This window comes from Actinomadura sp. WAC 06369, assembly GCF_003947565.1.
Lineage (GTDB): Bacteria > Actinomycetota > Actinomycetes > Streptosporangiales > Streptosporangiaceae > Spirillospora > Spirillospora rifamycini.
On sequence record NZ_QHJN01000137.1, the window covers coordinates 1 to 22206 of the forward strand.

Here is a 22206-nt window from a genome sequence, read left to right on the forward strand (position 1 = left end):
GTGTGCGCGCCGCAGCGTGTGGCCGTGTCGGGTCGCGAGGCGCGCGGCCCGCCCGCCACTCACATCGCCGGGGACTCTGGTTTCGCGACGCCGCCCAAGCCGCAGGAGGCGGAGGCCGCGCCGCAGGTGTGGACGCCGCAGCCGGCCGCGGGCGCCGGCTGCGGCGTCCACACCTGCGTCGCGGCCTCCGGCTCCTGCGGCTTGCGCGGCTGCGCGAACCACGAGTCCGGGACGATCGACTCGGTGGGCCGCGGCGCGTCCGCGAGCCCGAACGGGTTCGACGGCGGCGGCGCGGCCGCGGCCGCGGCCGGGAGCGCGGGGCGCGCGGGCCCGCCGAGCTCCGGGATGTCGACCTCGGGCTCGTCATCGTCGTCGTCGGGGTCGAACGCCCAGGGCGCCGTCGACTCCCCGGTGGCCTCCGCGGGCCCGTCCGCGCCCGGGACCTTCGGGGTGCCGGACGTGTCCACGAGCCGGTCGCCGGTGCTCGGCATGTCGCGGACCGTGGCGCCCGGCCCCGCCAGGTCGATCCCGGTGTCCGGCAGCCCCGGAAACCCCGCCCCGGACGGTACGGGCGCCGCGGGCGCCCCGGGGTTCGACGGCATCGCCGGCACGGACGGGCCGGACTGCATCGGGTCCGCCGCGAACGGCATCGGCGGCGCGGACGGCACGGAAGGCGCGGCCGGACCGGGCTGCATCGGCTGCGGACCGGACGGCATCGCCTGCGGGGCGGACGGCATCGGCGGCGCGGCGGGCGCGCCCGGGCCGGGCTGCACCGGGTTCGCCGGGGCGGACTGCGTCCAGGACGGGTTCGGCGGCGGGACCATCATCGTGCTCTCGCCGAAAGCGTCGGCGGAGGCGTCGGCGACCGGCGCCGCGAGCGGCGGGGCACCGGGGGCGTACGCGTCGACCGGCCCGCCACAGTTCGCACACTTGCCGAGCGTCCCGGGCGTGTTGGAGCCGCACGTCGGACACTGCATCGCTCAGACCTCGCCTTATCGCCGCTTCGCCCACGTCTGCGATCCCGGCCCGCCGGGCCGGGCGGGTGCCGCTTCCCCCCGCAAAGCGCAGGGCTCCCGACAAAAGTAGTGGGTGAGGTCCCATCGGGGCGTCTGGTTGGGAATCTGGCTCACCGCACGTCGGGGCTCGCACAGAATCACGAGATCTTGCTACGGGTCAAGATTGCCCGAGCCGGTTTACGCCGAACGTTATGATGCTGCTCACATCACCCTTCCGGGCCCGATCCGGCGGTCCCGCGAATCGTGCCGGGCGCGCCGCGAGCGGGTGCGCCCAGCGGTTAGGCTCGGAGCACGATTTCCGCCGCACGCAGAGAAGACGGAGTCCGTCGAACGCCCCGGCCTCGATGGCCGGGCCTGCCCACGACATGGTGTGCTGCCGTGGTCGGTCGGCAGGCCGGTTCGACCAGACCCAGCCATCGCCGCAAGGAGGTGACCTTGATGGCTACGTTGGACGCAAGACAGCAGACCCACCGGCGGGTGCTTCCTCAGCCCGCCGCTCTGGAATCCATGTCGGCAGACAACCCCGGAGCAGGGACGAAACGAGGCGTGGACGCCGCCCCGGCGGCACCTGGCGTTCAACATGGTCGAGGGGAGATTCCGGGTGGTTCACCTGCCGCCCGGGGCGTCACCCACGAAAGTGGAGAACGCGGTCGTGAGGCCGCACCCCGCGTGTTCGTCCTGGCCAAGGACGGCACGCCGCTGGACCCGTGCCACCCGGCTCGGGCACGCAAGCTCCTGGCGAGCGGACGTGCCGTCGTCGTGCGGCACACCCCGCTGGTGATCAGGCTCAAGCGCCGCACGGCGGACGAGTCGCGTGTCCGGGGCGTCGAAATCGGCATCGACCCCGGCAGCAAGCACACAGGACTCGCCGTCTTCCGCGACGACGCGGGGACGCGGACAGGGCTGTTCGCTCTGCGACTCGACCATCGGGGCTCACGCATCCGCGACAAGCTGACGGCCCGTGCCCGGTATCGAAGGCGCCGCCGGGCGGCCAACCTGCGCTATCGGCCCCCACGCTTCAACAACCGCACTCGGAGCGAAGGGTGGCTCGCCCCGTCCCTGCGGCATCGGGTGGAGACCACGGTGTCCTGGGTGGAGCGGTTGTCGCGGTGGGCTCCGGTACAGACGCTCCATGTGGAGCGGGTGGCGTTCGATACCCATGCCCTCAGTGCCGGCCGTCCGCTGGAGGGGATCGAGTATCAGCGGGGCACTCTATGCGGGTTCGAGGTCCGTGAGTATCTACTCGCGAAATGGGGCCGCAGATGCGCCTACTGCGGCACCACGGGCGTGCCGGTGAATATCGATCACATCCATCCTCGCGGCCGGGGCGGTTCGGATCGGATCACCAACCTCACCCTCGCCTGCGTCCCCTGCAACCAGGCCAAGGGCGCTCAGCCGGTAGAGGAGTTTCTCGCCCGCCGTCCGAAAGTCCTGGCGCAGATCCAAGCGCGGGCCGAGGCCCCACTGCGGGATGCGGCGGCGGTCAACACCACCCGCCGGGCGCTCTGGCGGGCGCTGGAGGCAACCGGCCGACCCGTCCGCGCCGCTTCGGGTGGTCGGACAAAGTGGAACCGCGGCCGGACCGGCGCGCCCAAGTCACACACCCTGGATGCACTGCATGTCGGGCATCTTGACACCGTCGCCGCCTGGCCGGGGCAAATCCTGACGGCCGCCGCCACCGGACGCGGTGTCTACAGTCGCACCCGCATCGACCGGTTCGGGTTTCCCCGCCTGCGTCTTCCTCACGTCAAGCGCGTCCATGGGTACGCCACCGGGGATCTGGTCCGCGCCGACGTTCCCGTGGGCAAGCACTCCGGGACCCACATCGGCCGGGTCGCCGTCCGCGCCACCGGTAGCTTCAATATCACCACCGCCCACGGCGTCCGCCAGGGCATCCATCACCGCCACATCCGCCTGCTCCAACGGGCGGACGGTTACGGTTACACAAGGACGAAGGAGACCACGATGCACGTTCCGGGCCCTGGCGAGGCTCCATTTCCTCCCGGCCCTGAAGGACCAGGTCTCCCTGGAGAGCTTCGATGAGCGATCTTCCGCTGCGTTCGCAGCTGGCCGTCGCGCTCGGCCGCACGGCCGCGAAGATGTCCCGGCTCGCGGGCCGAGGGGACGGCTCGGTGATCGGAGGGCGGATCGGCCTCCGGCTCGACCCCGAGCTGCTGACCAGGCTCGCCCGGGACCGCAAACTCGTCCTCGTCAGCGCGACCAACGGCAAGACGACGACGACCCGGCTGATCACCTCGGCGATGACGCCGCTGGGGGAGGTCGCCACCAACGCGTTCGGCGCGAACATGCCCACCGGGCACGTGTCCGCGCTCGCCTCCTCGCCGACCGCCCGGTACGGCGTGCTGGAGTGCGACGAGAAGTACGTCCCGATGGTCCTGCGGGAGACCGGGGCGAACATCGTCGCGCTGATGAACCTGAGCCGCGACCAGATGGACCGCGCCGCCGAGATCTGGCTGCTGGCCGGCAAGTGGCGCAAGGCGCTGGAGGCGGCCCCGCAGAGCCACGTCATCGCGAACTGCGACGACCCGCTGGTCACCTGGGGCGCGTCGAGCGCGAAGTCCGTGACGTGGGTCGCGGCCGGGCAGCACTGGCGCGAGGACTCGTGGTGCTGCCCCGAGTGCGGCGGCCCCCTCGACCGGCAGGACACCGACGAGGACAGCGACTGGGCCTGCCGCCAGTGCCACTTCCGCCGGCCGCGCCCCGACTGGACGCTCCGGGGCGACACGATCACGGCACCGGACGGGCGCGCGTACTCCCTGACGGGCCTGTCGCTGCCGGGCCGGGCGAACCGGTCGAACGCGCTCATCGCGCTCGCGGTCGTCGCGCAGTTCGGCGTCCCGCCCGAGCAGGCGCTGCCGCTGCTGTCGCAGGTCACGTCGGTCGCGGGCCGGTACACGACGGTCGAGCACGAGGGCCGCAGCATCCGGCTGCTGCTGTCGAAGAACCCCGCGGGCTGGCTGGAGGCGTTCGACGTCCTGCAGCCGCCGCCCGGCCCGGTCGCGCTGTCGATCAACGCGCAGGGCCCGGACGGGCGCGACACGTCCTGGCTGTGGGACGTCGACTACCGCATCCTGCGCGGGCGCCCCGTGTGGGTGACGGGCGAGCGGCGCATCGACCTCGCGGCGCGGCTCGAGGCCGCCGACGTGCAGTTCACCGTCATCGACGACATCGACCAGGCCGTCATGGCGGTGCCGCCCGGGCACCTCGACGTGATCGCCAACTACACCGCCTTCCAGAGCATCCGAACGAGGTACGGCCGTGTCGTCTGACCGCATCAAGATCGTCTGGATCTACCCGGACCTGCTCAGCACCTACGGCGACCAGGGCAACACGATCGTCCTGGAGCGCCGCGCGGCGCTGCGCGGGATCCCGACCGAGACCGTCAGCCTGCGCTCGGACGAGCCCGTCCCCGCCGACGGCGACATCTACCTGCTCGGCGGCGGCGAGGACCGGCCGCAGATCCTCGCCGCGCAGCGCCTCGGCAACGACGGCGGCCTGGCCCGCGCGGTCCAGTCGGGCGCCGTGGTGTTCGGCGTCTGCGCCGGGTACCAGATCCTCGGCCGCGAGTTCGGCGGCGACGAGGGGCAGCAGCTGCCCGGCCTCGGCCTGCTCGACATCACGTCGGGACGCGGCGAGCAGCGCGCCGTCGGGGAGATCGTCGGGGACGTCGCGGGGGAGCTGAACGTGCCGCGGATCACCGGCTTCGAGAACCACCAGGGCGTCACCCGCCTCGGCCCGAACGCCCGCCCGTTCGCGCAGGTCGTGCACGGCGTCGGCAACGGCGACGGCTACGAGGGCGCCTACACCGGGCGGGTCCTCGGCACGTACATGCACGGCCCGGCGCTCGTCCGCAACCCGGGCCTCGCCGACCTGCTGCTCACCTGGGCGGTCGGCCGGCAGCTCCAGCCGCTGGACGACTCGTGGGCGGGCCGCCTCCGCGAGGAGCGGCTGAACGCCGTCCTGAACGCTGGCGCCTGACCGGCGCCCGACCCGCCCCGCGCGACGGCGAACGGTCACAGGGCCCGGCGCTCCGCGCCGGGCCCTGTGACCGTTGCCGCCATGGTCGATCTCGCGCGCCGCTCGCTCGTCCTCGGGACGGCCGCGGCGGCCGGGGCCGCCGCGACCGGGGGCCACGCCGTGAACTCCTACAAGACGCGGACGGACGAGGCGCGGGCCTGGTCGGAGCGTTCCGGCAGGAGCTCGCGGGCCTGTGGCCGCAGCTGTCCTTCGGCGACCGCGTCACCGACGGACCTCGTCCGCCGCGTTCGCCTGACGGCGTCCGGCCGCCCGGAGGGGGCCGCCGGGCGGCCGGGCGTCAGGAGTGCGACTCGGCGGGCTCCTCCTCGCGCTTGCGGGTCTTGCGAAGCGAGCCGGGCTTGGCCTTCTCCTCCGGGTGCCCCTTCACCCGGATCAGGCTGGCGACGGTCGTGACGACGAGGATGGCGAGGATCACGCCGAGGGAGACCGGGGTCGCGATGTGCGGGATGGAGTGCGAGACGTCCTCGTGCAGGAATTGCAGGATCAGCTTCACGCCGATGAACGCGAGGATCGCCGACAGGCCGATGGACAGGTAGACCAGGCGTTCCAGCAGGCCCTCGATCAGGAAGTACAGGGCGCGGAGGCCGAGGAGCGCGAACGCGTTCGCGGAGAAGACGATGAACGCGGACTTCGTGACGCCGTACACCGCCGGGATCGAGTCGAGGGCGAACAGCAGGTCGGTGCTGCCGACGGCGACGAACACCAGCAGCAGGGGGGTCATCACGCGCTGCCCGTTCTCGTGCGCGAGCATCCGGCCGCCGTGGAAGTCCGACGTCATCGGCATGATCTTGCGGGCGCGGCGGACGACGAAGGAGTCCTCGACGTCGGGCTCCTCGTTGCGGTTCCGGATCAGCTGCACGGCCGTCCAGATCAGGATCAGCCCGAAGACCAGGAACGTGAACGAGAACAGGTTGATGAACGCGGCGCCGATCATGATGAGGATCGCGCGCAGCACCAGCGCCGCGCCGATGCCGAACAGCAGCACCCGCTGCTGGTACTCGTCGGGGACGGCGAACTTCGTCATGATGATCACGAAGACGAAGAGGTTGTCGACCGACAGGCTCTTCTCGACGATGTAGCCCGCGAAGTACTCGGTCCCCGCCTGGTGCCCGACGAGCATCCACAGGGCGAGGCCGAACAGCAGCGCGACCGCGATGTAGAAGACCGACCAGAACGTCGCTTCGCGGATGTGGACGGCGTGCGGTTTGCGGACCGCCACCACGAAGTCGAGGACGAACAGTGCGAGGATCAGCGCGATCGTCGCGATCCAGGCCCATGTGGGGATGTCCACCATGCCGACGGGTCTCCTGTGCTCGGGGCGCGTCGGCTGACTCATAACCGATTCCGCGCCGATCAACCGGAACGGCCGGGGCGCGGTTCGCTACATCTCAGTTCACGGCCGCGTCCGCGCGGGGTCAGTACACGACGGCCTGGACGCCGTCCCTGGTGATCTCCTCGACGAACGTGGGCGCCCCGGCGATGCGGACGCCGGGGAGGACGTCGTCCGGGCCGATGCCGCGGCGGGCGGCGCACTGCGTGCAGAGCGTCACGCGCCCCGCCGCCAGGACGACCGCCAGCAGGTCGTCGAGGGGGGTGGCGTGCGGCAGCTCGAACCCGGCGGCCCGGCCGGGCAGCGCGAACCACGCGGACTCGCCGGCCAGCCAGAGCGACACCGGGACGCCGCTCGCGGCGGCGGCCGCCGCGACCGTGAACGCCTGGTTGCAGCGCTCCGGGGCGTCCGCCCCCGCCGTCGCCTTGATCACCAGAGGACGTGCCATGCACGCAGCCTACAAAGCGCGGCGTCCGCGGGCGGCGGCCGCCGGGCCCGTATAGTCGTCCGACCGGCGGGCGTGGGAGGTGCCGTGGGCGGCGTGGTGAACGCGAGTGTTCTGGTGGGTGTGCTGGGGCTGGTGGCGGTGGTCGCGGTCCTGCTCGTGGTACGGCTCGGGCGGCTCCGGTAGCGCGCTACGCTCGGTTGCCATGGAGCCTGAGCTGCACCCCGACCTTGAGCCGCTGAAGTTCCTCCTCGGCACCTGGGAGGGCGCCGGCGTCGGAGGCTACCCGACGATCGAGGAGTTCAACTTCGGTCAGGAGATGTCCTTCACCCACAACGGCAAGCCCTTCCTCATCTACACGAGCCGCACGTGGATGATCGAGAAGGACGGGACGCTCGGGCGCCCCCTGGCGACGGAGACGGGCTACTGGCGGCCGCGGCCCGACCACCAGGTCGAGGTGACGCTGGCGCACCCGACGGGCATCGTCGAGATCTACGTCGGCGACGTCGCGTTCAGCCGGGTGGAGCTGAAGACCGACGTCGTCGCCCGCACCGAGTCGGCCAAGGAGGTCGCGGCCGGGCACCGGCTGTACGGGCTGATCGGCGAGGACCTGGGCTGGGCGTACGACATGGCGGCCGTCGGGCAGAAGCTCCAGGCGCACGTGTCGGCGCAGCTCAAGAAGGTCGGCTGACCCCGGAGACGGAACGATCCCCGGACCTTCCCGCTCGGGCGGGTGATGGACGGGACGGGTCCATCGGTCCGGGGACCGGGTAACTGCCTGGTATTCGCCGGTCACCGTCGCGACCGGTTGCCGCCGCCGGGGCGGCGGCGCCGAGGCGGAACGGCGACTAGCGGACAGTCACCTCGCGAGTCCCACTGCAAACCATTGCTTGGACCACCTCCTTTCACGCGTGCCTCGAACGTATGCGAAGGATCCGGCGTCGGGCAAACGAATTCCCGGCGCCTTCGAGCGGCATACACTCGGGTCATGGCGGAGCGCGGCACGGAGCGCACGATGGAGCGCGGTATGGCTGAGTCGTGGCAGCAGGAGCTGCGGGCGAAGGGGTACCGGGTCACCCCGCAGCGCCAGCTCGTGCTGGAGGCGGTCACCAACCTGGAGCACGGAACCCCCGAGGAGATCTGCACGGAGGTGCAGCGCACCGCGCGCGGCGTGAACATCTCGACGGTGTACCGGACGCTGGAACTGCTGGAGGAGCTCGGGCTCGTCAAGCACGCGCACCTCGGCCACGGCCCGCCGAACTACCACCTGGCGGCGGAGGCCGAGCACATCCACCTGGTCTGCCGCGGCTGCCACACCGTCGAGGACGTCGACCCGGCGGTGGCGGAGGAGCTCGCGGCGCTGCTGGAGCGCGACCAGGGGTTCGAGACGGACGTGCACCACCTCACCGTCTACGGGCGGTGCAAGGAGTGCCGGAGCGGCTGACCGCCGCATAGTGTGGGGGCCATGGAGAGCCCGCTGCTGCAGTCGTCCGGAGCCGTCGCCGCCGAACCGCCCGACGAGGGCGTGGCCGCGCACTACGGGGAGCCCGCGCAGGAGCAACGCGCCCTCGCGGCGGGCACCGCGTTCGTCGACCGGAGCAACCGGGGCGTGGTGCGGGTCTCCGGGCCCGACCGGCTGAGCTGGCTGCACAGCCTGCTCAGCCAGCATCTCGAGGCGCTGAAGCCGCACGAGCCGACCGAGGCGCTGCTGCTCAGCCCGAACGGGCACGTCGAGCACCACCTGTTCCTCGTGGACGACGGCGAGGCCGTCTGGGCGCACGTCGAGCCGGGCGCGGCGGCGCCGCTCGCGGAGTTCCTCGACCGGATGCGGTTCATGCTGCGCGTCGAGGTCGCCGACGTGTCCGACGCGTACATGGTCGTCACCGGCCCGTCCGGGCCCGCGCCGTCCGGGGACGTCCCGTCCTGGCCCGACGTCGCCGGGACGACCACGCGCATCGTCCCCCGCGCGGACGGGTTCCCCGCCGACCTGCGGCCCGCGGGCGTGTGGGCGTACGAGGCGCTGCGGATCGCCGAGCACCGGCCCCGGTTCGGGCTCGACACCGACCACCGGACGATCCCGCACGAGGCGGGGCTCGTCGAGACGGCCGTCCACCTGGAGAAGGGGTGCTACCGGGGGCAGGAGACGGTCGCGCGCGTGCACAACCTGGGACGTCCGCCGCGCCGCCTGGTGTTCCTGCACCTGGACGGCAGCGTCGACCGGCTCCCGGCGCACGGCGACCCCGTCGAGATCCCCGGGGGACGGCAGATCGGCTTCGTGGGGTCGGCGGCGCGGCACCACGAGCTGGGGCCGGTCGCGCTCGCGACCGTGAAGCGGAACGTGCCGGTGGACGCGGAGCTGCTCGCGGGCGGGGTCGCCGCCGCGCAGGAGGTCGTCGTGTCGCCGGACACGGGGGCCAACGCGCAGATCGACTTCCGCCGCCGCCCCGCCGCCCGCTGACGCCCACCGGGGACTGACGCGCCGGGGCCGTTCGCCATATCGTCGGACTTGCATGATTCTGACCGGTCGGCCCCGGCGAAAGGCGGTTCCTGCCGATGGTCGCGAACTCCGGCGGCGACAACTCCGGCGGCGAGCGTCCCTCCGGGCCGCGGCCGCGGGCCCGCAAGGGCGGTGCCCGGCGGCGCCCGCGCCGGGAGCCCGCGCCGGTGTGGTGGGCGGGGTTCGCCGCGCTCCTCGGCGCCGCCTTCTGGCTGGGGTCGTGGCGGGTGGCGCTGCTGGCCCTGCTCGCCTGGTGCCTGTACCAGTTCGCGCTCGTCCCGACGCTGTGCCGGGTGCTGACGCCGCAGGGCTACGCGTGCGCCGAGCGCACCCGGGGGCGCCTGTTCGCGTGCGGGCCCGAGCACCAGCGGATCAAGAACGCCGCGCTGCGGCGCCTCGCGGGCAGGCGCCGCCGGCCGGGGAACGGCGGGGAACGCCACGGCGTGCACGACGGCACCGGCGTGGTGGTGGTGTCGGGGGACGTGCGCGGTCGGCTCGGCATCGCCGACCGGGCCTTGCTGCTCCTCGCCGCCGCCGGGACGGTCGTGGCCGTCGCGGCGATCGTCCAGGGCTTCCGCTGAGCCCGGCGCCGCACGGCAGGGACTCAGCCGCGCGGCAGGGGCTCACAGGTCGAGGACGAGCGTGATGGGGCCGTCGTTGACGAGCGCGACCTTCATGTCCGCGCCGAACTCGCCCGTCTCGACCTTCGCGCCGAGCGCGCGCAGCTCGGCGACGACCGCGTCGACCAGCGGTTCGGCGACCGGCCCCGGCGCGGCGGCCGTCCAGCTCGGGCGGCGGCCCTTGCGGGCGTCGCCGTAGAGGGTGAACTGGCTGACGACGAGCAGCGGCGCGCCGGCGTCCGAGCACGACTTCTCGCCGTCCAGGATGCGCAGCCCCCACAGCTTCGCGGCCATCTTGCGGGCCTTCGCCTCGTCGTCGTCGTGCGTGATGCCGACCAGGACCATCAGGCCCGGACCGTCGATCGCGCCGACGGTCCGGTCGGCGACGGTCACGCTCGCGCTGCTCACCCGCTGGACTACTGCCCTCATGTGCATGCATTCTGCCGCTATGGGAGCAACGACGCTCATCACGGTGGCGCCCACGGGCGCGGAGTCCGCGAAGGCGGACGTCCCGGCCCTACCCGTCACCCTGGAGGAACTGGTCCAGACGGCCAAGGAGTGCGAGGCAGCGGGGGCGGCGATCGTCCACGTGCACATCCGCGACGACGACGCGCGGCCGACGCTCGACCCGTCCCGGTTGCGGGACACGGTGCGGGCGCTGCGGGACAGCACGGGACTGATCGTGCAGCTGTCGACGGGCGGGGCGGTGACCGACCCGTACGAGGACCGGCTGGCCGTGCTGGACGCCGGACCCGACATGTGCTCGCTCACCTGCGGGACGGTCAACTTCGGCGACGACGTGTTCATGAACCCTTGGCCGTTCATGGTGGAGCTTTACCGGCGGACCCAGGAGTTGGAGGTCGTGCCGGAGTTCGAGCTGTTCGACCTCGGGCAGATCGCCGCGCTGCACCGTCTCCTGGACAAGCACGGCCTCCCGTACGGCGGGCACGTCCATTGCGACCTCGTCATGGGCGTGCCGGGCGGGATGCCGGGGGACGCGCGGACGCTCGTCGCCGCCGTCGAGGCGCTCCCGGACGGCGCCACCTGGTCGGCGACCGGCGTGGGACGGACGTCGCTGCCGGTGATGTTCGCGGCGCTGGCGGCGGGCGGGCACCTGCGCGTCGGCATGGAGGACACGCTCACCCTCGCGAAGGGGACGCCGGTGACGGCGAACGTCCAGCTCGTCGAGCGGGCGGCGGCCGCCGCGACGCTCGCGCAGCGGCCCCCGCTGGCCGCTCCGGACGCCCGCGCGCTGCTGGGGATCAAACCGCGTTGACCGGGCATGATGGGGTCATGATCAATCCGGTGCTGGTCGAGGTGGAGCGTTCCGGTTTCGTGGAGTCGCGGCATCGCGGCGCCGCGGTCGGGCTCGCGGTGGACGGGACGCAGGCCGTGCGCGCCGGGTCGGTCGAGGAGCCGATCTTCCCGCGCTCCGCGAACAAGCCGCTGCAGGCCGTCGCGATGCTGCGGTCCGGGCTCGAACTGGAGGGGGAGCTGCTGGCGCTCGCCGCCGGGAGCCACTCGGGGGAGGACTTCCACGTCGAGGGCGTGGAGAAGATCCTCGCGGGCGCGGGCCTCACGGCGGACGACCTGCGCTGCCCCGAGTCGTGGCCGATCGACCCCGGCGCCGCGCGGACGTGCGCGGCGCCGTCCCGGATCCGGATGAACTGCTCCGGCAAGCACGCGGCGATGCTCGCGACGTGCGTCGCCGCGGACTGGCCCACGGCGACCTACCTGGACCCGGGGCATCCGCTGCAGCTCGCCGTGCGGGACGTGGTGGAGGAGCTGGCGGGCGAGCCGGTCGCGGCGGTCGGGGTCGACGGGTGCGGGGCGCCGCTGTTCGCGGTGTCCACGCTGGGCGTCGCGCGCTCCTACCGGGCGCTCGTGCTGGCCGCGCCGGACGCCGCCGAGGGCCTCGTCGCGGACGCGATGCGGACGCACCCGCAGTGGACGTCGGGGACGGAGCGGGAGGAGCGCCGGCTGATGGACGCCGTCCCGGGACTGCTGGTCAAGTGCGGCGCGGAGGGCGTGGACGCGTTCGCGCTCGCCGACGGCCGGGCCGGCGCCGTCAAGATCGACGACGGGGCGATGCGGGCCCGGACGCCGGTGACCGTCGCCCTGCTGCGCGCTCTCGCGGCGAGCGCGGCGGGCGGCGCGGGCGCGCCCGCGGGCGGCCTGCCGGAGGCCGACGCGGGCGCGCTCGACGCGCTGGCGGTGGAGCGGCTGCGGGGCGGAGACGGCGACGCCGGCGTCATACGCCCGGCCCCTGGGGCGTTCTAGACCCGGTCGCCGGCGGCCGGTCGTAGTCGCGCTCCTCCGGCGGGACCCTCGGCTCCCGCCCCGGTTGCGGGTTGTCCTGGCGGAACTCCTCGAACTGCACCGACTTCTCCGGCGGGTAGCTGTGCGAGAACATGCCGGGCCGGTAGGTGTAGGTGCCGCCCTGCTCCATGCCGCGGTGGTTCATCTGGTCGTTGCGCCGCTCCGGATGGATCTTCCGGGACGAGGACGCGATCGTCAGGTACAGCCAGGTCACCAGGCCCAGCACGCCGAAGACCGGGATGAACCACATCAGGATGTGGCCGGGCGTCGCGTAGGCCGCGATGGTCGCGAACATCGTTCCACCTCCCTGCCGGGAGTGGTGCCCGGCAGGGAGGTGCCTATGTGGTGATTGGTGGTGATTTTGGGAGTTTTTGGGGTGCGGCTACTTGAGGGCCGCCGCGGCGCCCGCCGCCTCGTCCGCGGGGGCCGGGGCGCCGATCGTCCGGTTCCGTCCCGCGATCAGGCCCGGGACCAGCAGCGCCGCCGTCGCCGCCAGCACACCCAGCATCGGAACGGTCCAACCGCCGGTGGCGTCGTGCAGCGCGCCCACCCCGAGCGGACCCAGCGCCGCCAGCACGTACCCGAGGCCCTGCGCCATCCCCGACAGCTGCGCCGCGACGGACGCGTCGTGCGAGCGGAGCCCGATGAACGACAGCGCCGTCGGGAACCCGATGCCCTGGCCGACGCCCAGCACGACCGTCCACACCCAGACCGTCCCGATCGGGGCCCACGTCGCGCCCGCGAAGCCCGCCGCGGTCAGCACCACGATCAGCAGCACCAGCGGCCGCTGGTCGCGCGTCCGCCGCGCCAGCAGCGGCACCAGCAGCGACGACACCGCCTGCACGCCGGACGTCACCGCCAGCGCGTACCCGGCGCCCGCCTCGCTCATCCCGCGGTCCTGCCAGATCGTCGCCAGCCACCCCAGCGTCACGTACGCCAGCAGCGACTGCAGGCCCATGAACGCCGTGACGCTCCACGACAGCGGCGACCGCCACACCAGCCCCGCGACGCCCCGCGCCGCCGGGACGGGCGGCGCCGACCGCGCCGCGCGGGCCGCCCGCAGCGCGCGCGGCAGCCAGATCAGCCCCGCCACCGCCGTCGGGATCGCCAGCAGCCCCAGCGGCAGCCGCCACGACGCGTCGAACGCGTTCTCCACCGGCACCGCCAGGCCCGCCGCCAGCGCCGCGCCGCCCGACATCGCCACCGTGTAGACCGCCGTCACCGTCGTCAGCGACTCCGGATGGTCCCGCTTGATGATCGCCGGCATCGCGATGTTGCCGATGCTGATCGCCATCCCCGCCACCAGCGACCCCGCGAACAGCGGGAACGGGGCGTCCACCAGGCGCAGCACCAGCCCCACGACCAGCAGCGCCATCGACGCCACCAGCAGCGTCTCGCTGCGCGGCGCGCGCCGCAGGAACGGCGCGACCAGCCCGTAGGAGCCGAAGAACGCCAGCGGCAGCGTGGTCAGCGCGCCCGCCGCCGTCCCCGACAGGCCGAACGCGTCCTGGATCTCGGTGAGCACCGGCCCGACCGCCGCGATCGCCGGCCGCAGGTTCAGCGCGACCAGGACGATCAGCGCGACCGCCCCGATGCGGGACGCGCGCGCCGCCGTCACCGCTCGTCCACGGCGTCGGCGGGGGAGTCGGCGATGAGTCCGTCCAGGACGGCCAGCGTCGGCTCGACGACCGCGGCGGCCGCACGGGCCGCGGCGTCGGCGTCCCGCGCCGCGACCGCGTCCAGCACCGCCCGGTGCGCCTCCTGGCTCGCCTCGGGGACCTCGTGGTCCAGCCGCACCGTCCGCATCGCCTCGCCGAGGTGCTGGATGAAGAACCGCATCGCCTCGATCAGCACCGGGTTCCGGCTCGCCTCCGCGACGCCCAGATGGAACCGCGCGTCGGCCGCGCCGAACTCGGCCGCCTCCGTCGCGGCGTCGCGCGCCGCGAGCAGCTCCGCGAGCCGCGCCAGGTCCGCGTCCGTCCGGCGCCGCGCCGCCAGCCGCGCGGCCTGCACGTCGTAGGCGAGCTGCACCTCGAAGACGTCCCGGGCCGTCGCCCGCGACACCCGGCGCAGCAGCGGGCGCGGGTCGGCGCTGCTGCGGACGTACGTGCCGTCGCCGCGCCGCACCTCCAGCACCCCCACGTGCGACAGCGCCCGGATCGCCTCCCGCACCGCCGGGCGGCTCACCCCGAGCTGCGCCGCGAGGTCGGTCTCGGCCGGGATCCGGCCGCCGATCGGCCACGCCCCGCCGCTCACCTCCGCCTGCAACTGGTTCAGGACGGCGTCGACGGTCGACCCGCCGGGAACCGGACTCAGCGCCACCAGATCTCCTGACGAACATCACTTACCGGACAGACGTCAGACATCTTACCGACGGCCGTGACGGCCGCGACGGCCGTTCCACGGAGGCGGCAACGCCCGCCGGGCCGGGGAATGATGACGGGGTGTTCGCAGCCCGGCGGACGTTGGTCAGCGGGACGAGCGCGCCCGGCTCGTCCGGTCGGATCGGGGGCGGGTGCGCGCCAGGGCGGACAGGGCGCGGGCCGCGCGGCCGAGCACGGCGAGCCCGCCGGACGCCGGCGCGGCCGGGCCCTTCGCGGCCGTGCGGGCCCGCTCGGCGGCCAGTTCCGCCTCGCGCCGCCGTTCGAGCTCCGCCCGGTGCGCCGCGGCGCGCCGCTCCTCCTCGGTCACCGCCCGGTCGCGCCGGGTGCGCTGCGACGGGCTGCCCTGCAGGACGCCGCCCATCACCGGCCCGCCGCGGTGCGACAGGCCGTCCTCCCGGCCGCGCGAGCGGATCCGCATCCGCGACGCCGCGATCGTCAGGCCGATCCAGAACAGGACCGACAGCAGCACGATGACCGGCACGACGAACAGCAGGGGGCTGTACGTCGCTCCGGTCGGCGGCGGCAGCACGGCGTCACCTCCCGTGTCGGCGGCTCGCTCCGGCCATACCCGACGACGGGGATCCAACCGCGACGCGCGTCACAAACCGCGCGACTGCGAGATGGAACCCGAGGTGGTGAGGGTGAACGTCCGCATCGACTCGGCGAACTTCGACAGGTCCCACTCGGCAGGGCCCTCGTACCAGTACAGGTTGTCGGCGCCCTCGGCCCGCTCGCCCGCGTCCTCGACCGTCCCGGCCCACCGCTCGACGACGTCGAACACGACCGCGTACGGGAGGAACCGGGAGAACAGCGCGATCCGCTGCCGCGAGGCGAGGTCGGCGCCGTCCGGCAGCTCCCCGCGCTCCAGGTACTCCCGGAACCCGATGGTGTGCGCGAGGACGGTCGACCCGCGCGCCGTCTTCGCCGGCATGTACTGGCCGCCGTACGCCAGCGCCGCCCCCGCGATGATCACCGCGAGCCCGGCGAGCGCCCACTCCGTGGTCAGCGCCAGCGCGACCGTCCCGGCGATCCCGAGCACGGTCAGCGCCAGCCCCGCGACGGTCCACCGCGACCGCACCGTGTCGGGGCGCCGCGCGAACCAGCCCTGCCGGACGACGTCGTCGTACATCGCCGCCCGCACCTGCGCGAGCTTCGTCGCGAACGTTCCGCCGAGCTCCGACAGCTTCACCGCGTCGCGCGCCGTCCCGTCCGGGGCGGTGAGCAGGGCGTCCAGCAGGATCCGCTCGTACGGCAGCAGGTCGACCACCGGACGGTCGAGGCGGCGCAGCGTCCAGTCGAGCCGGCCGGTGACCGCCCGGTCCTCCTCCTCGATCAGCAGGTAGCCGCGGACGGCGAGGTCCACGATCGTCGCGGTCACGTCGATCACGTCGGCCTGCTCGTCGATCAGCGTGCCGATCTGGCCCGGCCGGACGCCGTCCGGCGGCTCGAACTCGGCGCCCGCCACCGGCGCGTGGTCGCCCTCGGCGGCCCGCTTCCCGACGACCCGCGCGTCCCGTCCCCGCAGCATGTACAGGACCGCGACGCCGCCGCCGAGCAGCACCAGCAGCCCGAGCAGCGCCGACGCGGTCACCGCGTTGACGGAGAACGCCGTCGCCACCGTCTGCCGCCGCTCGTAGAGCGCGTGCCCGCCGGTCGTCCCGGCCGGGAAGCCCGCGACGACCGTCAGGTACTCGCCGGGGAGCATCTTCTCCTGGCTGTAGATCCCCTGCGTGTGCGCGTGGTTCATGTAGAACTGCGTGCAGCCGACCGTGCTGCCGATCGGGCCCGCGAAGCAGTTCACGTTGCGGATCATCGTGCCGCCGTCGACGGTCGCGCTCGCCGTCTCCACCGGGACGTCGAACCCCCCGGCCACCGGCCACCACAGCTCGTCCGCCGCGCCCATCCGGGTGATCGCGCCCCGCAGCTCGTACTCGAGGACGACCGTGCGGCGGCCCGTCAGATCCCGCGCGGCCCGCACCTCGACGGTCGTCCGGGTGCCCTCGCGCGTCGCGGTGACCCGCGTCGGGCCGCCGTCCGGGCTGGACGCCCGCACGTTCGTCATCCGGTACACGCGGTCGCGGGTCGCGCTCTCGTGCTCGCCCGTCACGAACTCGCGGGCGAAGCCGTCCCGGCCCGCGAACTCGTAGACGATCGTCTCCTTCACCCGGGTCACACCGTTGCCCACGGTCATCGCGACCCGGTCCTCGAGCACCCGCTCGCCGGCGGCGCGCTCCGCCGCGGCCGCGGGGGCCGCCGTCGTCAGGGGGAGGAGGGCGGCGGCCGTCACCGCCGCCATGACGGGTCGCACCCGGCGCAGCGCCGCAAGAGCTGACATGGCCGCACATCGTAGCGGTAAAGGGTGTACCAAGAACGTGCGATGATGCTCCCTTATGGCAGGTCGCACCCCCTCACCAGCACCGGCGTACCGTCGGCCTGCCTACCGCCACGTCCCGTCCCGCCGCCCGCCGCGCCGCACCCCGGACGGGACGGTCGCGGGCGTCGTCGGCGGCGCCGCGGCCGTCGTGGTCCTCGCGGTCCTCGGGTTCTCGTTCTTCGGCGGCGGCGACCCGATCGGCGCCTTCACCGGCACGTACCGGCAGGCCGCGGTCGACCGGGAGACCGCCACCGACAACCGGCTGTACGCGACGGGCGAGCTGACCCCCGTGAACTGCGCGCTGCCGCGCCTGGAGCCCGGCGGCGCGTCCATGCGCCGGTTCATGGACGTCCTGAGCGACTGCCTCGACGCCTCGTGGGGCCGCCAGTTCACGAAGGCCGGCATGGCGTTCGACGTCCCCGACCGCGTGTTCTGGCGGGAGGCCGGGCGGAGCCCGTGCGGCACGTACCCGAGCCCCGGCTCGTCCGCGTTCTACTGCCCGGCGAACAACACGATGTACGTCGGCGTCGACCACATCGTCGAGACGTCGGGCGGCGAGCCGCTGGCGAACTTCGCCGTCTTCGCCCGGGTCGTCGCGCACGAGTACGGCCACCACGTCCAGAACCTCGCCGGGATCCTGCTGTACGGGAACCGGCTGATGGAGGACGCCGACCCGCTCGGCCGCGCGGAGGCGAGCCGGCGCATCGAGCTGCAGGCGCAGTGCTTCGCGGGGGCGTTCCTCGGCGCGGAGCGCGGCACGCTGCCGATGACGCGCGACCAGGTCGTCGCCATGATCGAGGACGTCCGGGGGCGGGGCGACGAGAACCTGCCGCCCGCGCGGCGCGACCACGGGTCCGGCCGCACGTACGCGGGCTGGGTCGTCACCGGGTTCGAGGACGGCGAGCTCGCCGTCTGCAACACGTGGACGGTCCCGCCCGCCGAGGTGAGCTGAACCGGACGCACCCGGCCGGGTGTCCTACCCGTGGAACATGAGCACACGTACTCATGTTCCGGGCGCGTCCGGGCCGCAGACTCGCGGCATGACGACACGTACACCGCCGCCCGCGCCGCCCGGCTCCGCCGCGTTCTTCGTCCAGGCCGTGATCTCGTTCGCGGTCTCCAGCGTCGCCGTCGTCCTCGGCGTCCTGTACCTGCCGGTCGACGAGTGGGTGCGCGCGTTCCTCGCGCTCGGCGTGCTCTACGTGATCACGTCGACGTTCACGCTGGCCAAGTGCGTCCGGGACCGGCAGGAGACGCAGACGCTCGCCGGCCGCGTCGACCAGGCCCGGCTCGACAAGCTGCTCGCGGAGCACGACCCGTACTCGCCCCAGAACCTCTGAGCCGGATCGTCCCGTTCTGTCTACTATGCCGTCACGGACCGTGTGAGCGGACTCACGCGATGAGTGCTAGCTAGCCTGCTTGCAATTGCAAGCACCATGACGCAGGGTGGAGACATGGCGAGTTCGAAGGTCGGCTCGATCGGGGAGTACATCCGGGAGCAGCGCACGCGGGCGAAGATCTCGCTGCGCCAGCTCGCGGACGTCTCGGGGATCTCCAACCCGTATCTGAGCCAGATCGAGCGCGGCCTGCGCAAGCCGAGCGCCGAGATCCTGCAGCAGATCGCCAAAGGGCTGCGGATCTCCGCCGAAGCGCTGTACGTGCAGGCCGGAATCCTCGAGGACCGGGAGGCCGACACCGATGTGCAGGCCGCCGTCCGGGCCGACCTCCTCCTCACCGAACGGCAGAAGCAGGTCCTTCTGGACATCTACGCGTCGTTCCTGAAGGAGAACGAAGCCACCGGAGTGCTCGACGACGTCCGAGACGAGACCGACGACGGGACCGGCGACGAGATTGACGACGGGACCGGCGACGGGACCGGAGCGGACGTCGGCGGCGAGCACGGAGTCCACGACCAGAACGGAAAGGAAGAAGTCGGATGACGCTGGCCGGCAATCTTCGAGACAACAAGGCCGTCTACACCGTGGCCGGCGCCGGCGACTTCGCGGTGGAGAAGCTCCGCGAGATGCCCGAGCAGATGACCCGGGCGCGCGAGGTCGCGGAGAAGTACCAGGGCGAGGTCCGCGAGACCGTGTACCGGTACGGCGGGCAGTTCCGCGAGACCGTGGAGCGCTACCGCGGCGAGGTCCGCGGCCGCGTCGACGGCACGGACCTGCCGGGCGCCGCCGTCACCTACGCGACCACGTTCGGCAACCGGGCCGCCGAGTTCATCGACGAGCTCGCCGAGCGCGGCCGCAAGGTCGTCCACCGCGAGGCCGCCGAGGTCGCCGAGATCACCGAGGCGAAGCCGCGCACCGCCCGCACCGCGCCGAAGCGCACGACGGCGCAGCGCAAGAGCACCGCGAAGAAGACCGGCTCCTGACCCGACGGATCGGGGGCGCGCGCACAGAGCCCGGCCGGGAACACCCGGCCGGGCTCTGTCGTCCTCCTGTCAGGGCCGAATAGTGTGGGTGGCGATGAACGCGTGTGCGCGGCGTGAAGCCGCCGTCCGAGACGAGCAGGAGCGCTGATCACCGATGGCGGGCTTCAACGTCCTGGAGTACTTCTTCTGGCTGCTGCTGATCATCGCGTTCGCGATGGAGGCGTGGGCGCTGATCGACTCCCTCACCGTGCCGCAGAACGCCTACGCGGCGGCGAGCAAGCAGAGCAAGAAGCTGTGGACGATCATCACGATCGTCTGCGCGGTGGTCGGGATGGCCTACGCCGTCGCGCCCGCGGCGCTCGGCGCCAGCCCGATCAGCCTGCTCCTCGGCATCCTTCCGGTCGCCGCGTTCCTCGGCGCCGCGATCTACCTCGCCGACGTCCGGCCGGCGGTCGCGCCGTTCAAGAAGCGCAACGGCGGCCGGGGCGGCCAGCGGCAGGGCCCGTACGGCCCCTGGTAGGCCGCCGGACCTGAGGTTTTCCGCAGGATCGGCGCTGCGGCGCGCCGCGGAAACCGTGCGGTCCGCCCCATGACGCCGCGGGGTCCGCCGAAAATAGCTTCGCTTGCATGAACGACAAGCGAAGGTCCATGCCGGTCCGGGTCGCCCGGTGGAGCGCCGCGCACCCCTGGTCCGCCGTCGGCCTGTGGGTGCTGTTCGTCGCCGCGTGCCTCGCCCTCGGCACGGCGGCCGGCACCGCCACCATCTCCGACGCCGAGTCCGGCGTGGGCGACTCCGGCCGCGCCGGGCGCATCGCGGCCGCCGGCGACTTCCCCGAGAAGGCCGAGGAGAACGTCCTCATCACCGCCCTCGACGGGCGGCTCGACCCCCGCGCCGCGCGCGCCGCGGCGGACGACGTCGTCCGCCGGATGACGGCCCTCCCCGAAGTGGAGTCGGTCGCCGCCCCCGTCGCCTCCCCGGACCGGACGGCCGTGCTCGTCCCGGTCACGATGAAGGGCGACACCGAGAACGCCGACCGGCGCGTCGACCCGCTCCTCGCGCAGAGCGCCGCCGTCCAGGACGCCCACCCCGGCCTCCGCGTCGAGCAGGTCGGCACCGGCTCCACCGCCAAGGGCCTCACCGAGACCCTGGGGGAGGACTTCGAGCGCGCCGAGTACATCAGCCTGCCGCTCACCCTGCTGATCATGCTGGCCGTGTTCGGTGCGCTGATCGCCGCGGCCGTCCCGGTCGTCCTCGCCCTCTCCTCGGTCGCCGCCGCGATCGGGCTCTCCGCCCTGATCTCCCACGTGCTGCCCGCCACCGGCGTCCTCAGCAACGTCATCCTGCTGATGGGCATGGCCGTCGGCGTCGACTACTCGCTCTTCTACCTCAAGCGCGAGCGCGAGGAGCGGCGGCGCGGACGCCCGGACGCGCTGGAGATCGCCGCCGAGACGTCCGGGCACACCGTCGTCGTGTCCGGCGGCACGGTCGTCGTCGCGATGGCCGGCCTCTACCTGGCCGGCGAGGCGACCTTCACCTCGCTCGCCACCGGCTCGATCATCGTCGTCGCCGTCGCGGTCCTCGCGTCCCTCACCGTCCTGCCCGCGCTGCTCGCCAAGCTCGGCCCCCGGGTCGACCGCCCTCGCATCCCCGTCCTGTGGCGGATGACCCTGCGTTCCGGCGAGTCCCGCCTGTGGCCCGTCCTGCTGCGCCCCGCGCTCCGCCACCCCGCGATCACCCTCGCCCTCTCCGCCGCCGCGCTGCTCCTGCTCGCCGCCCCGGCCCTCGACATGCGGCTCAAGCAGCCCGGCTCGGACGACCTGCCCCGCGACGTCCCCGTCATCCGCGCCATGGACCGGCTCACCGCCGCCTTCCCCAGCGAGGGCACCGTCCACCGGGTCGCCGTCCGGGCGCCCGCCGAACGGTCCGGCGACGTCCGCGCCGCCCTCGCCGGCCTCGCCGCCCGCGCCGCCGCCGACCCCCTCTTCGCGCACGACCGCGCCCCCGAGATCCGCACGTCCCCCGACGGGCGCGTCCACCTGATGGACGTCGCCACCCCGCACGCCCGCAGCAGCGACGAGGCCGCCCGCTCCCTCGAGACACTCCGCGCCTGGCTGCCCGCCGCCCTCGACGGTCTCCCCGCCGAGCACGGCGTCGGCGGCAAACTCGCCGAAGGCGTCGACTTCACCGCCCACCTCGAGGAGCGGCTGCCCATCGTGGTCGGGTTCGTCCTGCTGCTCACCCTCGTGATGACCGGCCTCATCTTCCGGTCCGCCGTGATCGCCCTCTCGGCCGTCGCGCTGAACCTCCTGTCGGCGGCCGCCGCGTTCGGCGTCCTCGTGCTCGTCTTCCAGCACACGTGGGCCGAAGGGATCCTCGACTTCCACTCGTCGGGCGCCGTCGTCTCCTGGCTGCCGCTCTTCCTGTTCGTCGTCCTGTTCGGCCTGTCGATGGACTACCACGTGTTCGTCGTCTCCCGGATCCGCGAGGCCGCCCGCGACATGCCGACCCGCGCCGCCGTCGGCGCCGGCATCACCCGCTCCGCCGGCGTCGTCACCAGCGCCGCCGTCGTGATGGTCGCCGTCTTCGCGATCTTCGGGACGCTCAGCATCGTCGAGTTCAAGCAGCTCGGCGTCGGTCTCGCCGCCGCGATCCTCATCGACGCCGTCGTCATCCGGATCTTCGTGCTGCCCGCCCTGATGGCCCTGCTCGGCGCCGCGAACTGGTGGCCCGGCCGCGGCCGGGGACGCGGCCGGGCCACCAGTTCGCGGCGCCGTCGAGGAC

Annotated in this window: 24 protein-coding genes; 15 read left to right on the plus strand and 9 right to left on the minus strand. The window is 73.4% G+C overall.

Going from position 1 to position 22206, the window contains the following annotated elements:
* Window positions 1-59 precede the first annotated feature (59 nt).
* Window positions 60-977, minus strand: coding sequence for a hypothetical protein (locus tag DMH08_RS29410; protein WP_125619125.1), 918 nt, complete (start codon window positions 975-977; stop codon window positions 60-62).
* Between the two features lie 708 nt (window positions 978-1685).
* Between DMH08_RS29410 and iscB the strand changes: the two genes are divergently transcribed.
* From iscB to DMH08_RS29425, 3 genes are read left to right on the plus strand one after another with little or no spacing between them, the layout of a single operon-like run.
* The gene (gene iscB, locus DMH08_RS29415) at window positions 1686-3059 is read left to right on the plus strand and encodes an RNA-guided endonuclease IscB (RefSeq protein ID WP_125619127.1); all 1374 of its coding nucleotides are present in this window, start codon (window positions 1686-1688) and stop codon (window positions 3057-3059) included.
* Complete coding sequence (locus DMH08_RS29420) at window positions 3056-4306, plus strand: Mur ligase family protein (RefSeq protein ID WP_125619129.1); 1251 nt, start codon at window positions 3056-3058, stop codon at window positions 4304-4306. The genes iscB and DMH08_RS29420 overlap by 4 nt, the downstream gene beginning before the upstream one ends.
* On the plus strand, window positions 4296-5015 hold the full coding sequence (locus DMH08_RS29425; protein ID WP_026404771.1) for a type 1 glutamine amidotransferase: 720 nt from the start codon (window positions 4296-4298) through the stop codon (window positions 5013-5015). Before DMH08_RS29420 ends, DMH08_RS29425 begins: the two co-directional genes overlap by 11 nt.
* A 337-nt stretch (window positions 5016-5352) precedes the next feature.
* On the opposite strand, the gene DMH08_RS29430 is transcribed toward DMH08_RS29425, so the two are convergent.
* Together DMH08_RS29430 and DMH08_RS29435 are read right to left on the minus strand one after the other, a co-directional pair.
* Entirely contained in the window at window positions 5353-6411 is a 1059-nt protein-coding gene (locus tag DMH08_RS29430; RefSeq protein WP_233617882.1) for a TerC family protein, read from the minus strand.
* Between the two features lie 79 nt (window positions 6412-6490).
* Window positions 6491-6853, minus strand: a complete 363-nt coding sequence (locus DMH08_RS29435; protein ID WP_026404773.1) for a DsrE family protein — start codon at window positions 6851-6853, stop codon at window positions 6491-6493.
* A 202-nt stretch (window positions 6854-7055) separates the two neighbouring features.
* Here DMH08_RS29435 and DMH08_RS29440 point away from each other — a divergent pair, with 202 nt between their 5' ends.
* The 4 genes from DMH08_RS29440 (at window position 7056) to DMH08_RS29455 (ending at window position 9928) form a co-directional block, all read left to right on the plus strand.
* The gene (locus tag DMH08_RS29440) at window positions 7056-7541 is read left to right on the plus strand and encodes an FABP family protein (RefSeq protein WP_026404774.1); all 486 of its coding nucleotides are present in this window, start codon (window positions 7056-7058) and stop codon (window positions 7539-7541) included.
* A 336-nt stretch (window positions 7542-7877) separates the two neighbouring features.
* The gene (locus DMH08_RS29445) at window positions 7878-8294 is read left to right on the plus strand and encodes a Fur family transcriptional regulator (protein WP_026404775.1); all 417 of its coding nucleotides are present in this window, start codon (window positions 7878-7880) and stop codon (window positions 8292-8294) included.
* A gap of 21 nt (window positions 8295-8315) precedes the next feature.
* Complete coding sequence (gene ygfZ / locus DMH08_RS29450; protein ID WP_125619131.1) at window positions 8316-9308, plus strand: CAF17-like 4Fe-4S cluster assembly/insertion protein YgfZ; 993 nt, start codon at window positions 8316-8318, stop codon at window positions 9306-9308.
* Window positions 9309-9403: 95 nt separating this feature from the next.
* Window positions 9404-9928, plus strand: a complete 525-nt coding sequence (locus tag DMH08_RS29455; RefSeq protein ID WP_026404777.1) for a hypothetical protein — start codon at window positions 9404-9406, stop codon at window positions 9926-9928.
* Window positions 9929-9970: 42 nt separating this feature from the next.
* Here DMH08_RS29455 and dtd read toward each other — a convergent pair whose 3' ends face one another.
* Window positions 9971-10396 carry a D-aminoacyl-tRNA deacylase gene (gene dtd / locus DMH08_RS29460; RefSeq protein WP_125619133.1) on the minus strand — a complete coding sequence of 142 codons (426 nt, stop codon included), beginning with the start codon at window positions 10394-10396 and terminating at the stop codon, window positions 9971-9973.
* Between the two features lie 19 nt (window positions 10397-10415).
* On the opposite strand from dtd, the gene DMH08_RS29465 reads away from it, so the two are divergent.
* Both DMH08_RS29465 and DMH08_RS29470 read left to right on the plus strand, forming a co-directional pair.
* The gene (locus DMH08_RS29465; protein WP_125619134.1) at window positions 10416-11243 is read left to right on the plus strand and encodes a 3-keto-5-aminohexanoate cleavage protein; all 828 of its coding nucleotides are present in this window, start codon (window positions 10416-10418) and stop codon (window positions 11241-11243) included.
* Window positions 11244-11260: 17 nt separating this feature from the next.
* Window positions 11261-12247, plus strand: coding sequence for an asparaginase (locus DMH08_RS29470; RefSeq protein WP_125619136.1), 987 nt, complete (start codon window positions 11261-11263; stop codon window positions 12245-12247).
* Here the strand turns inward: DMH08_RS29470 and DMH08_RS29475 are convergent.
* The 5 genes from DMH08_RS29475 to DMH08_RS29495 form a co-directional block, all read right to left on the minus strand.
* A complete protein-coding gene (locus DMH08_RS29475) occupies window positions 12219-12581 on the minus strand; it encodes a hypothetical protein (protein WP_026404781.1) in 363 nt (120 codons plus the stop codon). The genes DMH08_RS29470 and DMH08_RS29475 overlap by 29 nt on opposite strands.
* 87 nt (window positions 12582-12668) lie before the next feature.
* Window positions 12669-13904: a CynX/NimT family MFS transporter gene (locus DMH08_RS29480; protein ID WP_125619138.1), complete on the minus strand. Its 1236-nt coding sequence runs from the start codon at window positions 13902-13904 to the stop codon at window positions 12669-12671.
* Window positions 13901-14608: a FadR/GntR family transcriptional regulator gene (locus DMH08_RS29485; RefSeq protein ID WP_199748067.1), complete on the minus strand. Its 708-nt coding sequence runs from the start codon at window positions 14606-14608 to the stop codon at window positions 13901-13903. Before DMH08_RS29485 ends, DMH08_RS29480 begins: the two co-directional genes overlap by 4 nt.
* Before the next feature lie 147 nt (window positions 14609-14755).
* Entirely contained in the window at window positions 14756-15199 is a 444-nt protein-coding gene (locus DMH08_RS29490) for a hypothetical protein (RefSeq protein ID WP_125619140.1), read from the minus strand.
* 69 nt (window positions 15200-15268) lie between these two features.
* Window positions 15269-17005: a DUF2207 domain-containing protein gene (locus DMH08_RS29495; protein ID WP_125619142.1), complete on the minus strand. Its 1737-nt coding sequence runs from the start codon at window positions 17003-17005 to the stop codon at window positions 15269-15271.
* Window positions 17006-17060: 55 nt separating this feature from the next.
* On the opposite strand from DMH08_RS29495, the gene DMH08_RS29500 reads away from it, so the two are divergent.
* From DMH08_RS29500 to DMH08_RS29525, 6 genes are all read left to right on the plus strand, one after another.
* The gene (locus DMH08_RS29500) at window positions 17061-17996 is read left to right on the plus strand and encodes a neutral zinc metallopeptidase (RefSeq protein ID WP_051301292.1); all 936 of its coding nucleotides are present in this window, start codon (window positions 17061-17063) and stop codon (window positions 17994-17996) included.
* An 88-nt stretch (window positions 17997-18084) separates the two neighbouring features.
* A complete protein-coding gene (locus DMH08_RS29505; RefSeq protein ID WP_026404784.1) occupies window positions 18085-18384 on the plus strand; it encodes a YiaA/YiaB family inner membrane protein in 300 nt (99 codons plus the stop codon).
* A 114-nt stretch (window positions 18385-18498) separates the two neighbouring features.
* Window positions 18499-18984, plus strand: a complete 486-nt coding sequence (locus DMH08_RS29510; protein ID WP_125619146.1) for a helix-turn-helix domain-containing protein — start codon at window positions 18499-18501, stop codon at window positions 18982-18984.
* Window positions 18981-19424, plus strand: coding sequence for a hypothetical protein (locus tag DMH08_RS29515; protein WP_034520401.1), 444 nt, complete (start codon window positions 18981-18983; stop codon window positions 19422-19424). Before DMH08_RS29510 ends, DMH08_RS29515 begins: the two co-directional genes overlap by 4 nt.
* Before the next feature lie 154 nt (window positions 19425-19578).
* The gene (locus DMH08_RS29520) at window positions 19579-19944 is read left to right on the plus strand and encodes a DUF2516 family protein (protein WP_026404785.1); all 366 of its coding nucleotides are present in this window, start codon (window positions 19579-19581) and stop codon (window positions 19942-19944) included.
* A 107-nt stretch (window positions 19945-20051) separates the two neighbouring features.
* The coding region (locus DMH08_RS29525; protein WP_125619148.1) for an MMPL family transporter at window positions 20052-22206 on the plus strand (2155 nt) is incomplete at its 3' end.

Coding starts and splice junctions, on each gene's coding strand:
- DMH08_RS29470 (WP_125619136.1), top strand. CDS start 11,261: ATGATCAATCCGGTGCTGGTCGAGGTGGAGCGTTCCGGTTTCGTGGAG.
- DMH08_RS29520 (WP_026404785.1), top strand. CDS start 19,579: ATGGCGGGCTTCAACGTCCTGGAGTACTTCTTCTGGCTGCTGCTGATC.
- DMH08_RS29515 (WP_034520401.1), top strand. CDS start 18,981: ATGACGCTGGCCGGCAATCTTCGAGACAACAAGGCCGTCTACACCGTG.
- DMH08_RS29430 (WP_233617882.1), bottom strand. CDS start 6,411: ATGAGTCAGCCGACGCGCCCCGAGCACAGGAGACCCGTCGGCATGGTG.
- DMH08_RS29510 (WP_125619146.1), top strand. CDS start 18,499: ATGGCGAGTTCGAAGGTCGGCTCGATCGGGGAGTACATCCGGGAGCAG.
- DMH08_RS29455 (WP_026404777.1), top strand. CDS start 9,404: ATGGTCGCGAACTCCGGCGGCGACAACTCCGGCGGCGAGCGTCCCTCC.
- DMH08_RS29410 (WP_125619125.1), bottom strand. CDS start 977: ATGCAGTGTCCGACGTGCGGCTCCAACACGCCCGGGACGCTCGGCAAG.
- DMH08_RS29505 (WP_026404784.1), top strand. CDS start 18,085: ATGACGACACGTACACCGCCGCCCGCGCCGCCCGGCTCCGCCGCGTTC.
- dtd (WP_125619133.1), bottom strand. CDS start 10,396: ATGAGGGCAGTAGTCCAGCGGGTGAGCAGCGCGAGCGTGACCGTCGCC.
- DMH08_RS29475 (WP_026404781.1), bottom strand. CDS start 12,581: ATGTTCGCGACCATCGCGGCCTACGCGACGCCCGGCCACATCCTGATG.
- DMH08_RS29440 (WP_026404774.1), top strand. CDS start 7,056: ATGGAGCCTGAGCTGCACCCCGACCTTGAGCCGCTGAAGTTCCTCCTC.
- DMH08_RS29500 (WP_051301292.1), top strand. CDS start 17,061: ATGGCAGGTCGCACCCCCTCACCAGCACCGGCGTACCGTCGGCCTGCC.
- DMH08_RS29465 (WP_125619134.1), top strand. CDS start 10,416: ATGGGAGCAACGACGCTCATCACGGTGGCGCCCACGGGCGCGGAGTCC.
- DMH08_RS29420 (WP_125619129.1), top strand. CDS start 3,056: ATGAGCGATCTTCCGCTGCGTTCGCAGCTGGCCGTCGCGCTCGGCCGC.
- DMH08_RS29445 (WP_026404775.1), top strand. CDS start 7,878: ATGGCTGAGTCGTGGCAGCAGGAGCTGCGGGCGAAGGGGTACCGGGTC.
- DMH08_RS29495 (WP_125619142.1), bottom strand. CDS start 17,005: ATGTCAGCTCTTGCGGCGCTGCGCCGGGTGCGACCCGTCATGGCGGCG.
- DMH08_RS29435 (WP_026404773.1), bottom strand. CDS start 6,853: ATGGCACGTCCTCTGGTGATCAAGGCGACGGCGGGGGCGGACGCCCCG.
- ygfZ (WP_125619131.1), top strand. CDS start 8,316: ATGGAGAGCCCGCTGCTGCAGTCGTCCGGAGCCGTCGCCGCCGAACCG.